The following is a 10,103-nucleotide window of genomic DNA, read 5'->3' on the forward strand; positions in this document are numbered from 1 at the left end:
GGCGCGGGCAGCGAGTACCATTATTTGATGATTACTTTTGAGACACCACACTAGTAGCAGAAGAAGTTGGTGGGGTCGTACCTCGTCTTGACTTCGCGCAACCGCCGATACGTCTCATCGCCCCAGTAGGCCTTGGCAAAGTCCTTCAGAGTCCGGTCGGGGTAGTTTTGGTACACATGCCCGTTCATGTAGGGCCTCAGCAGGTCATACAGCCCGTCGATCCAGGCCTGTACCTTCACGCGCTCTTCTTCGTTGCGCCAGCAGCCGTCAATCACGATGTCCATGTCCACATGGCGGTGCACAAAGGCGCTGCCTTCCACCGGGTAGCGGGCAATCGCGCCGCCGTAGGGCTCGGTGTAAACCATGCTCCAGGGGTTGACGGCCTGGTGGAACTGGTCGATCACCTGCTGCCACACCGCCTGGGGAATGGGCTTGTCGATATATCCGCTGGCCTTGGTCTCGCAAATGCCGTCAGGCAGGTCTTGCGGCAGGGGGTAGGGGTGGTCTTCAAAATAGTTGTTCAGCTCCGGGTACGTGCCCACCTTGTCCACCACCAGTTGCGCGCCGGTGATTTGCAGCAGGGGCTGGAATTTGCAGCAAGGGCTGGATGGCGGCGTAGCCCTCGTCCCGCGGGCCGCAGTACATGCCTTGCACCATGTACACCACCTGCCCGTTGTAGTAGCCCAGGTTCATCATGTAGCCCAGCTGTTCGGGGGCGCCCTGGCGGGTGTAGTCCTTTTGCTGCAGTGCCAGCACCTGCGCTGCCTGCTCGGCTTGCCAGGTAATGGACCAGCCCCACACCGACGGCAGACGCACCATGTGGTAGCTGACCTGCAGCACCACGCCAAAGTTGCCGCCCGTGCCGCCGCGCAAGGCCCAGAACAGGTTGGCGTTCTCGCGTTCGTTGGCAGTCACTACCGTTCCGCTGGCCAGCGCCACGCGAAACGCTGCCGCCTTGTCGCTTTGGATGCCAAACGTCCGCGAGGTGTAGCCATAGCCTCCACCCTGCACAAACCCGGCCACGCACACGCTGCCGCAAGCCCCCGTGGGCACATGCCAGCCCGTGCCGTTGAGTGCGCCGTTGAACACCTCAAACGGCGTGCGGGGCAGCACATGCACCAGTGCCCGGTCTTCGTCCAGCACCACGCCCTTCATCTCGCTCAGGTCAATCACCATGCCGTCGGTGTTCACCGAATACCCTGCCGTGCTGTGCCCGCCTGAGCGTACCGATACCGCCAAGCCCGCGTCCCTGGCCACTCCCATGCTCACCAGCACGTCGGTTTCGCAAGCGCAGTACACGATGACAGGGGGTAATACTGGAACGCAGGGTTGGTTTCCTGCCGGTCCGCGTCGTAGTCAGCGTCCCAGGGAAAGACCACGCGTCCGACGGTGCGGGCTTCCAGGTCGGCCTTCTGTACCCCCGTCAACGTGGCACTTTGGCCAGGGGCCGCTGCGTGCAGGGCCTGCGCCAGGAAGTGCGCGATGCGGCGTTGTTTTGCCGCGCGTGTGGGACTTTTTCGATGGGCCATGGACGCTTTCCCTCCTGAGAAAAACGCCGCTTTAGCACGCTGGTTACGTCAGGCCAATGAAAAAATGGACGCGGTAGCTGGCCCAGTGGTATAGAGGTAAAAATGCCTGTAGCGCTTGATGGGTAAGCGCTAGCAGCTATGAAATCAAGAGCATTTAGGTGCGACCTGAGAAATCGCCACTCAGTCCCGCACGTAGCTCACAAAGTCAAAGGGCAGGCCGTTGGTGGAGACATGCGAACTGCGCGCGGCTTCCTTCCACTCAGCGCCCAGTGTGGGGGCGTAGGCATCGCCGTCAAAGTCCTGCGCGATCTCTGTGACCTCAACCCGGCTGGCCAGGGGCAAGGCCTGGGCGTAGATCTGTGCTCCGCCCATCACCCACACCGGGCGGTGGGGCTCGGTGGTGGCTGCGCGGGCCAGGGCCAGTGCACTTTCCAGGCTGTCAGCGCGCAGCGCACCTTCGGCCTGCCAGTCACTTTGGCGGGTGACCACGATGTTGGTGCGCCCCGGCAGCGGCCGAAAACGTGGGGGCAATGAATCCCAAGTCTTGCGGCCCATGATGACCGCGCAGCCCTGCGTCAGTTGCTTGAAATGCGCCATGTCCTCGGGCAGGTGCCAGGGCATGGTGTTGTCCTTGCCAATCACGCCATTGGCGGCGCGGGCGTAAATCAGGTGCAGCGGTTGCATGGTGGCCTGTGCGGTAAGAGGGGTCAGATATGGAGCAGCGCCAGGGTGCCTACGCCCAGGCCAATGGCGGCCACGCCGTACATGCCCCATTCCAGCCATTTTTTGCGTGTGAGCAGCGCAATCGCGGCCAGGGCAATCGCAACCTGCAGCGCCGTGGTGGCCTGCGCCCAGCGGTGGTGCTGGTGCATCTGCGCTTCGCTCTTTTCATCAAAGGCGCGGGCTTCGGCTTCCAGGCCCTCTGCAGCTTTCTTGATCTCGTTCTTCTCGGTTTCGTAGCGGTCAATCTTGGCCTGGTACTTGGCCTTTTCCTGCTCGCTGGGCGTCATGTCGCGCGCCAGTTCGGCCAGCGACTGCTTGGTGCTCTTGGACTGGAAGTAATTCCACTGGTTGGAGGCTTCCGTCTTCTTGATGGCGGCATCGTTCTTCATCAGCCCCGCATTGGCCTGCGTGGCGCCACCCATGTAGGCAAAGATGGCACCCACCGTGGCGACGATGGCGGTGAACATTGCGATTTTGTTGGTGCTGCTGCCATGGCCTTCAGTGCCGTGGCTCTCTGCAGGGTGCTCGCCGTGGCCATGCGTGGCGTGCTCAATGGCGTGGTCGTGGGGGCCGTGTACGTGAAATCCGCCGGAAGACATATGGGATGGAGGTCAGAGGGTTGCTAAGCACTACCGCAGCGCCCGGGCTGCGGTGAAAAAAAGTGGCAAACGCCGCGTGGCCTGGGGCGCTACGGCTGCTTGCCCTGGCGCAGGGTCACACCGCCACAGGCGCCTTGATGGCCGGGTGGCATTGGTAGTCCAGCACCTCGAAATCTTCGTACTCGTATTCGAAGATGCTGGCGGGCTTGCGCTTGATGCGCAGGGTGGGGTAGGCGTAGGGCGTGCGGGCCAGTTGGGTGGTGACCTGCTCGTAGTGGTTGCTGTAGATGTGGCAGTCGCCACCCGTCCAGATGAAATCCCCCACGTCCAGGTCGCACTGCTGCGCCACCATGTGCGTGAGCAGCGCATAGCTGGCAATGTTGAACGGCACACCCAAAAAGATGTCGGCACTGCGTTGGTAGAGCTGGCAGCTCAGCGTGCCGCGCCCCCCGGGCTCTTGCGCCGGGGCCACGTAGAACTGGAAGAACGCGTGGCAAGGCATCAGCGCCATCTTGCTGAGGTCGGCCACGTTCCAGGCGCTGACGATGATGCGCCGGGAATCGGGGTTGGTTTTGAGCGTTTGGATCACATCGCTGATCTGGTCGATGTGCCCGCCGTCCGGCGTGGGCCAGCTGCGCCACTGCACGCCATACACGGGGCCCAGCTCGCCGTCTTCGCGCGCCCACTCGTCCCAGATGGTTACGCCGCGTTCCTTGAGCCAGTTGTTGTTGCTCGACCCCGTGAGGAACCACAGCAGCTCAACGATGATGGATTTGAGGTGCACCTTCTTGGTGGTGACCAGCGGAAATCCCTCACGCAAATCAAACCGCATCTGGTGGCCGAACACGCTCTTGGTGCCCGTGCCGGTGCGGTCGGCTTTTTCCACCCCCTGGGTGAACACCAAGCGCATCAGGTCCTCGTATTGGGAGCGCACGGGGCGCTGCGGTGCAGGGGCGGCAGGCTGGTTCATGTGGGGGCTCGCAAGGTAAAGCGGCGCGCGGCAGGGGCCGGGCCAGGCGGGCGATTTTAAGCGGGCCGGCCCACTTGCGCTGCCGACTGACTCGCTACGTGCAAGATTGCGCTTGTCGCACGCGCCCTATCCACAGCAGTGCCGCCGCAGCCACCACCACGGGCGGCAGCGTCAGCGCGGCCACGGTGCTCCAGCCGTAGGCCGAGAGCAGGCTGCCTGATGCGAACGAGCCAATGACCATGGTGCCGAACACCACGAAGTCGTTGATGGACTGCACGCGCGGGCCTTCCTGTGGCGTGTGGCACTGCAGCACCATGGCCGACGCACCCAGAAAGCCGAAGTTCCAGCCCACGCCCAGCAGGGCGAGTGCCCACCAGAAATGCGCCACCGTCTGGCCGCTCATGCCCACCAGCGCGGCGGCGGCAGTGAGTGCCAGGCCCGCCAGAACGATGGGGGTTTCGCCAAAGCGGGCAATGAGCCGCCCGGTGAAAAAGCTGGGCAGGTACATGGCCACCACATGCAGCTCAATGCCGTAGTTGGAATATTCGCGCGGCAGGCCGCAAAGCTCCATGGCCAGCGGTGCCGAGGTCATCATGAAGTTCATCAGCATGTAGCTGACCACGCCGCACAGCATGGCCACTACAAAGCGGGGCTGGCGCACCACCTCACGGATGGGCCTGCTGGTGATAGGCAGAGCCGATGGTGCCGCGCCTGCAGTGGCGGGCATGGCGGGGCTGCCCGCAAACCGCACACCGCGCAGCACCAGGGCCGACAGCACCGATACCGCCGCAGCGCACAGGTAGGTGGCCGCGTAGGCGTGGGGTGGCCACTGGTTCATGGTGGCCGTGACCAGTTGTGGGCCCAGCACCCCCGCAAACACGCCACCGGCCAGCACCAGCGACAAGGCACGGGGCTTGTCGGCCGCTGGTACGCATTCGGCTGCTGCAAAGCGGAAGGTGAGCACCACCGCCGCATAGGCGCCGCCAAACAGCATGGCAATGCAGAACAGCACAAACGACGCCTGCACCAGTGCCAGGCTGGCCAGCAGCCCCGACACCACGCCGCACCCATTGCCCAGAAAGAACGCCGCGTGGCGGCCATGCTGGCGTGCCACCGCGCCCACCGGCAGCGTGGACAAGGCCATGCCGATCACAAACACCGAAATCGGCAACGTGGCCATGCCGGGGCGCGGTGCCAGCAGGTGCCCAATGATGGCGGCCGTGGCATACACCACGGTGGTGTTGGCGCCCGACAGGGCCTGGGCAATGGCCAGCCGTAAAACAGAGGGGTGCAGGGTCATGCAGTGCCGATCAGGGAGGTGGGTTCGCGTGGAAATCACGCAAACGGCTGAGGGGTTCAGTGTGCCTGAGCCAAGTGGGGGCTGGTCAAAGTGCTGCGCTGGCGGGTACGCCCAGCGCGTGCAGGCCACGCTGCGTGGCGTCCAGTGCCCCGGCCAGGTAACCGGGGTATTGCGGCGACCACTCGCTGCCGATGCCCACGATGCGCTCCGCCCAGGCGCCTTCGCTGGGGAAGGCCACAGGGGCAGCTGCGTGGTGGCCGGTGCTGCTCTGGTCTTGCGCGGTGGCGGTCAGCGGGTCCTGGGTCCAATCCTTGAGGGCGTCGGCGACCGGGTGTGCCGCTGCCGGGCCAAACAGCCGCGCCAGCTGGGCCCGGCAGTGCTGGCGGAGCACATCTTCAGACACAGTGGCTCGAACAGCGGCCGGCACGCCCACAAAGCCAAACAGCGCAGCACCCCCGCCGGGCTGCGACAGGTCGTGGATTTCTGCCAGGGGCCCGCGTGCGCTGCGGGCTTGGCCTGACAGACCCTGCTCGCGCCAGAAGGGTGTTTCGTACACAGCGACGTATTTGGCGTGGGGCGCCATCCAGGTGGGCGTACGTTGCCACGCATTGTGCAAATCTGCAGGCAATGGCGGCTGCCAATCCAACTGCGCCACGGCCAGGCGCGGGGGCAGGGCCAGCAGCACATGCTCGGTCTGCCAGTGGTGGTGTTGCCCCAAGGCGTCCGCACTCGTCAGGTGCACCTGCGTGCCCTCGGCCCGCAAGCGGCGCACGGTGTGGCTGGTGCGGATTTGGTGCGGGGGCACCTCGGCCTTCAGCGCATCTACCAGGGCTTCGGTGCCACCCAGCAGGCGCATGGACGCAGGCGATTGGGCGTAGCCGGGCACGCGCATGGGCGCGCTCTGAGCCGACTGCTCGATCACCATGTCGCCTTCGTCAAACTGGGCAAAGGTGGCCAGGCCCAGGTGCTCGATCAGCGCGTGCAAGTCGGGCTGAAAGTCTGGCCAGTACCAGCTTGGGCCCAGGTCAAAGCGGTGCAGCGCAGCCGTTGTGGGTGTGTAAGCGGCCGGGCTTTGGAAAGAGGTGATGCGCCCGCCCAGTGCGCTGCGTGCTTCCAGCAACACAAAGTCATGGATGCCTTGGCGATGCAGGGCACGGGCCGCCATCAGGCCGCTGAGGCCCCCACCGAGGATGGCGATGCGCGTAGAGGTCATGGAGGTCTGCGGCATGGGGCTCAAGCTGTGGCGGTGTGGGGTGTAGTGCTTTTGAGGAACACGGTAGCGCCTTGCGCGCCAGCGTTCCACACCGCCGTAGAACCCGGCGGCAGGCGCAACCAGCCGCGTTCGGGCAGCTCGTCGGTTGAGCTGTGCAGGCTGCCTTGGATGACGAAGGCTTCGGTTTGCCGTGTGGCCAGTAGGGGCAGCAGGCGGTGGGGCGCCAGCCGCAGCAGCCGGGTGTGCTCGTCGGCGTCGCGGTACAGCTCGCACGCAGCGTGCTCGCCTTCGGTGGCCCAGCAAGACGTGTCATGGGTGTTGATGCGCAGCGACGTGTCGACGGGTGCGTGTGGGGCGGGCGGCAGATGCCCCAGCTTCACAAAAATCACGGCGCCCTCAGCGCTGTGCGGGGCGTGGCCCGAGCCTGCCGGGTTGCGCAGGTACCAGCCCGGTAGGTAATGGTGGTCGCCTTCGGAAAACACACCCGACAGCACCAGAATTTCTTCACCCGCGGGGTGCTGGTGGTGCGGAAACCGCGAGTCAGGCGCGTAGCGCACGATGCTGGTGGCCCGCCCGCGCTCCGCGCCCGTGCGGTCGAGCATGATGCGTTCCACTCCCGCCTGGGGTGAGGCCACCCACTGGTGCTGCTGGGGGTGTACGAGCGCAGGTTGGGTGAAGTCGGCGTTGATTTGCATGGAAGGGATCACCTCTGGGGGCGGTTGCGGCTTGAGAACTTGCGTATTTTTAGGTTTGGAGGCCTCTTGAACAACTGAGATAAAGTCGCAAGCCACCAAAGAAAAACTTTACGGGTATGCGATCAATAGTCCACCTTAATGCCCTGCGTGCCTTTGAAGCCAGTGCCAGGCACCAGAGTTTTTCTCTGGCGGCGCAAGAGCTGAATGTGACCCCTGCAGCGGTGGGCCAGTTGGTGCGCACGCTGGAAGACTGGCTGGGCAGCCCGCTGTTTGTGCGCAGCACCAGCGGCCGTGCCCGGCTGGTGACCACCGAAGTGGCCGAGCAGGCCTTGCCTGACATTCGCGCAGGGCTGGAGCGCTTGGCTGCGGGGCTGGAACGCTTGCGCAGCGGCAGTGCGGGCGGCGTGCTCACGGTGACTGTGAGCCCGGCGTTTGCCGCCAAGTGGCTGCTTCCGCGCATTGAGCGCTTTCAGGCCGCCTGGCCTGAGACCGATTTGCGGCTGGACACCAGCCTGAAGCCGGTGGACTTTGTGGCCCAGCGCATCGACGTGGGCGTGCGCTATGGCCGGGGCCTGTGGCCAGGGTTGGCGGCAGAGAAGTTGATGGACGAGGAGGTGTACCCCGTGTGCGCCCCGGCGTTGCTGGCCACGGCAACGCTGCAGGCCCCGGGCGATTTGCGCGGGCAGGTGCTCATCCATGACCAGTCCGTCGATACCAGCACGGGTTTTGCCAGCTGGCAGGCCTGGCTGCGCCATGCGGGGGTGCAGGGGGTGCCCACCGACCGGGGCTTGCGCATCAACAACTCGGCCGCCGTGCTGCAGGCGGCCATTGATGGCCAAGGCGTGGCGTTAGCGCGCAGCGTGATGGCGCATGACGACCTGGCTGCGGGCCGCCTGGTGCGGCTGTTTCCGCAAGTGCGGCTGGAATCGGCCCTGGCGTATTACGTGGTGTACCGCCCCGAATGCATCGCACAGCCCAAGGTGGCCGCGTTTCGGGACTGGCTGCTGCGCGAGGCGCATGGCCCCGCGTAGGTTCCCAGCGCTGTTTAGGCTTTCAGCACGCGCCCTGGGTTCATGATGCCCTGCGGATCCAGTGCCTGCTTGATGGCGCGCATCATGGACAGCGCCACGGGCGACTGGTACTTCTCCAGCTTGTCGGCCTTGAGCTCGCCCACGCCGTGCTCGGCAGAGAACGAGCCGCCAAACTCGGCCACGGCGTCGTACACGAGCTGGTGGACGCGCTCTTCGTTGTCACGCAGGAAGGCCTTGGGGTCGCCCTCCACAGGTGCCTGCACGTTGTAGTGCAGGTTGCCATCGCCCAGGTGGCCGAAGTTGACCAGGCGCACGCCGGGAATCTCGCGCTGCAGCACCGCGTCGGTGTGTGCCACAAAGGCCGGGATGCGCGAGATCTGCACCGAGATGTCGTGCTTGATGTTCAGGCCCTCTTCGGCCTGGGCCAGTGGGATGTTCTCGCGGATGTGCCAGAGCTGGTGCGCTTGCGTGAGGTTTTCGGCCACTACGGCATCAGTCACGCAGCCGGCCTCAAACGCTTTTTCGAGCAGAGATTCGAAGCGTGCGCGGGCGTGTTCTTCAGATTCGCTGTCGGAATTTTCGAGCAGCACGCACCAGGGGGCATCGTCCTGGCCCAGGAAGGGCACGCGCAGTTGTGGCATGTGCTTGCCTACCAGGCTCAGCGCAAACTGGCCCATCACCTCAAAGCCCGTCAGGCCTGCGCCGAGCTGCTGGTGCGCCATGCCCAGCAGTTGCACGGCGTGTTCCATGGAAGGCACGGCGGCCCAGGCGGTGAGCTTGGCGGCGGGCTGGGGGTAGAGCTTCATGCATGCGGCGGTGATGATGCCCAGCGTGCCTTCGCTGCCGATGAACAGATCGCGCAGGTCGTAGCCCGTGTTGTCCTTGCGCAGGCCCTTCAGGCCGCTCCACACCTCGCCTTGTGGCGTGACCACTTCCAGCCCCAGGCACAGGTCGCGTGTGTTGCCGTAGCGCACCACCTGCGTGCCGCCTGCGTTGGTGCCCAGGTTGCCGCCAATGGTGCAACTGCCCTCGGCCGCCAGCGACAGGGGGAACAGTGCGCCCGCATTGCGCGCCACTTCCTGCAGGTTCTGCAGGATGCAGCCGGCCTCCACGGTCATGGTGAGGTTGTCGGTGTCCACGTTGCGCACGGCGTTCATGCGCGTGAGGCTGAGCACGATCTGCGTGCCCGATGTATCGGGCGTGGAGCCCACGGCCAGCCCGGTGTTGCCGCCCTGCGGCACGATGGCGGTGCCGGTAGCCGCGCAGGCTTTGACCACCGCCGCCACTTCGGGCGTGCTGGCCGGGCGCACCACAGCCAGGGCCTTGCCGCGCACGCGGCGGCGCCAGTCTTGTTCCCAGGCGGTGAGGTCGCCTTCGGTCAGTACATGGGCATCGCCCACGATGGAGCGCAGGGTGTCAAGCAAAGAGGTCATGGCAGAGCGTCTTCAAGATCGGTAAACAGGAGGACTGGCGGAGGCGTGTCAGACAGACGCCCCGGCGGTATCGGCCGCCGCCCGGGCGTTGCGCTGACGCAGGCGCACATGCAGCGTGCAGGCGGTGAACAGCACCAGGCACAGTGCCACTTCGGCCCAGGCCAGCCACTGCGATGGGGGCTTGTCGCTCCAGCCTCGCACCACGCCTTCGGTGAAATACAGCCAGATCACCAGGCTGACCCAGCGGTAGGTGTACATGCGGTTTTTGAGGATGCCTGCCAGCGGTATGCACAGCGGCAGGGCCTTGATGGCCAGCCAGGTACCACCGGGGCGCACAGGCGCCAGCACCAGCTCCCAGGCCAGGCACAGAACGATCAGGGCCAGCAGGCTGCCCGTGGCCACCCAGCGTGTGGCGGCAACGCCGTGGTCGGCGGGGGGATTGGGGATGGCGGGGGATGCAGTCATTGGGGTGGCATCATATCGGCCATGTCCTTTCTAGAGCGTGCTATGCACTTTTACGTACCCACGTTGGGCCCCCGAGCCTGTGATTGCAAGGCGCGGTCCGCTGCCAAGGTCGGGACCTTGGCAAGGACTGCAACGCCGCAAGCGC

12 protein-coding genes are annotated in these 10,103 nt (G+C 65.2%); 1 reads left to right on the top strand and 11 read right to left on the bottom strand.

The features are described 5' to 3' along the window. Nucleotides 1–50 precede the first annotated feature (50 nt). The 9 genes from AADJ04_RS16190 to AADJ04_RS16230 all read right to left on the bottom strand — a co-directional run bounded on the left by AADJ04_RS16190 (nucleotide 51) and on the right by AADJ04_RS16230 (nucleotide 7,029). Nucleotides 51–542, bottom strand: a complete 492-nt coding sequence (locus tag AADJ04_RS16190; RefSeq protein ID WP_341240242.1) for a BBE domain-containing protein — start codon at nucleotides 540–542, stop codon at nucleotides 51–53. Then, a complete protein-coding gene (locus AADJ04_RS16195; protein WP_341240243.1) occupies nucleotides 508–1,299 on the bottom strand; it encodes an FAD-binding oxidoreductase in 792 nt (263 codons plus the stop codon). The genes AADJ04_RS16190 and AADJ04_RS16195 overlap by 35 nt, the downstream gene beginning before the upstream one ends. Then, nucleotides 1,266–1,529, bottom strand: coding sequence for a hypothetical protein (locus tag AADJ04_RS16200; RefSeq protein WP_341240244.1), 264 nt, complete (start codon nucleotides 1,527–1,529; stop codon nucleotides 1,266–1,268). The genes AADJ04_RS16195 and AADJ04_RS16200 overlap by 34 nt, the downstream gene beginning before the upstream one ends. Before the next feature lie 180 nt (nucleotides 1,530–1,709). Continuing rightward, nucleotides 1,710–2,213 carry a dihydrofolate reductase gene (locus AADJ04_RS16205; RefSeq protein ID WP_341240245.1) on the bottom strand — a complete coding sequence of 168 codons (504 nt, stop codon included), beginning with the start codon at nucleotides 2,211–2,213 and terminating at the stop codon, nucleotides 1,710–1,712. A 23-nt stretch (nucleotides 2,214–2,236) separates the two neighbouring features. Continuing rightward, nucleotides 2,237–2,851, bottom strand: coding sequence for a DUF4337 domain-containing protein (locus AADJ04_RS16210; RefSeq protein WP_044402785.1), 615 nt, complete (start codon nucleotides 2,849–2,851; stop codon nucleotides 2,237–2,239). Nucleotides 2,852–2,966: 115 nt separating this feature from the next. After that, nucleotides 2,967–3,821 (bottom strand): thymidylate synthase, encoded by an 855-nt coding sequence (locus AADJ04_RS16215; protein WP_341240246.1) that lies wholly within the window; start codon nucleotides 3,819–3,821, stop codon nucleotides 2,967–2,969. 94 nt (nucleotides 3,822–3,915) lie between these two features. Next, entirely contained in the window at nucleotides 3,916–5,121 is a 1,206-nt protein-coding gene (locus AADJ04_RS16220; protein WP_341240247.1) for an MFS transporter, read from the bottom strand. A gap of 85 nt (nucleotides 5,122–5,206) precedes the next feature. Beyond that, nucleotides 5,207–6,334: an FAD-dependent oxidoreductase gene (locus AADJ04_RS16225; RefSeq protein WP_341240248.1), complete on the bottom strand. Its 1,128-nt coding sequence runs from the start codon at nucleotides 6,332–6,334 to the stop codon at nucleotides 5,207–5,209. 20 nt (nucleotides 6,335–6,354) lie between these two features. Next, on the bottom strand, nucleotides 6,355–7,029 hold the full coding sequence (locus tag AADJ04_RS16230; RefSeq protein WP_198847905.1) for a cupin domain-containing protein: 675 nt from the start codon (nucleotides 7,027–7,029) through the stop codon (nucleotides 6,355–6,357). 116 nt (nucleotides 7,030–7,145) lie between these two features. On the opposite strand from AADJ04_RS16230, the gene gcvA reads away from it, so the two are divergent. Then, entirely contained in the window at nucleotides 7,146–8,060 is a 915-nt protein-coding gene (gene gcvA / locus AADJ04_RS16235) for a transcriptional regulator GcvA (RefSeq protein ID WP_341240249.1), read from the top strand. 14 nt (nucleotides 8,061–8,074) lie between these two features. On the opposite strand, the gene AADJ04_RS16240 is transcribed toward gcvA, so the two are convergent. Both AADJ04_RS16240 and AADJ04_RS16245 read right to left on the bottom strand, forming a co-directional pair. Further along, the gene (locus tag AADJ04_RS16240) at nucleotides 8,075–9,493 is read right to left on the bottom strand and encodes an FAD-binding oxidoreductase (RefSeq protein ID WP_341240250.1); all 1,419 of its coding nucleotides are present in this window, start codon (nucleotides 9,491–9,493) and stop codon (nucleotides 8,075–8,077) included. A 48-nt stretch (nucleotides 9,494–9,541) separates the two neighbouring features. Then, nucleotides 9,542–9,958 (bottom strand): DUF2069 domain-containing protein, encoded by a 417-nt coding sequence (locus tag AADJ04_RS16245; protein WP_341240251.1) that lies wholly within the window; start codon nucleotides 9,956–9,958, stop codon nucleotides 9,542–9,544. Nucleotides 9,959–10,103 lie beyond the last annotated feature (145 nt).

Source organism: uncultured Acidovorax sp., from assembly GCF_964021665.1.
Taxonomy (GTDB): Bacteria; Pseudomonadota; Gammaproteobacteria; order Burkholderiales; family Burkholderiaceae_C; genus Acidovorax; species Acidovorax temperans.

Coding starts and splice junctions, on each gene's coding strand:
- AADJ04_RS16225 (WP_341240248.1), bottom strand. CDS start 6,334: ATGACCTCTACGCGCATCGCCATCCTCGGTGGGGGCCTCAGCGGCCTG.
- AADJ04_RS16215 (WP_341240246.1), bottom strand. CDS start 3,821: ATGAACCAGCCTGCCGCCCCTGCACCGCAGCGCCCCGTGCGCTCCCAA.
- AADJ04_RS16220 (WP_341240247.1), bottom strand. CDS start 5,121: ATGACCCTGCACCCCTCTGTTTTACGGCTGGCCATTGCCCAGGCCCTG.
- AADJ04_RS16205 (WP_341240245.1), bottom strand. CDS start 2,213: ATGCAACCGCTGCACCTGATTTACGCCCGCGCCGCCAATGGCGTGATT.
- AADJ04_RS16230 (WP_198847905.1), bottom strand. CDS start 7,029: ATGCAAATCAACGCCGACTTCACCCAACCTGCGCTCGTACACCCCCAG.
- gcvA (WP_341240249.1), top strand. CDS start 7,146: ATGCGATCAATAGTCCACCTTAATGCCCTGCGTGCCTTTGAAGCCAGT.
- AADJ04_RS16200 (WP_341240244.1), bottom strand. CDS start 1,529: ATGGCCCATCGAAAAAGTCCCACACGCGCGGCAAAACAACGCCGCATC.
- AADJ04_RS16210 (WP_044402785.1), bottom strand. CDS start 2,851: ATGTCTTCCGGCGGATTTCACGTACACGGCCCCCACGACCACGCCATT.
- AADJ04_RS16245 (WP_341240251.1), bottom strand. CDS start 9,958: ATGACTGCATCCCCCGCCATCCCCAATCCCCCCGCCGACCACGGCGTT.
- AADJ04_RS16240 (WP_341240250.1), bottom strand. CDS start 9,493: ATGACCTCTTTGCTTGACACCCTGCGCTCCATCGTGGGCGATGCCCAT.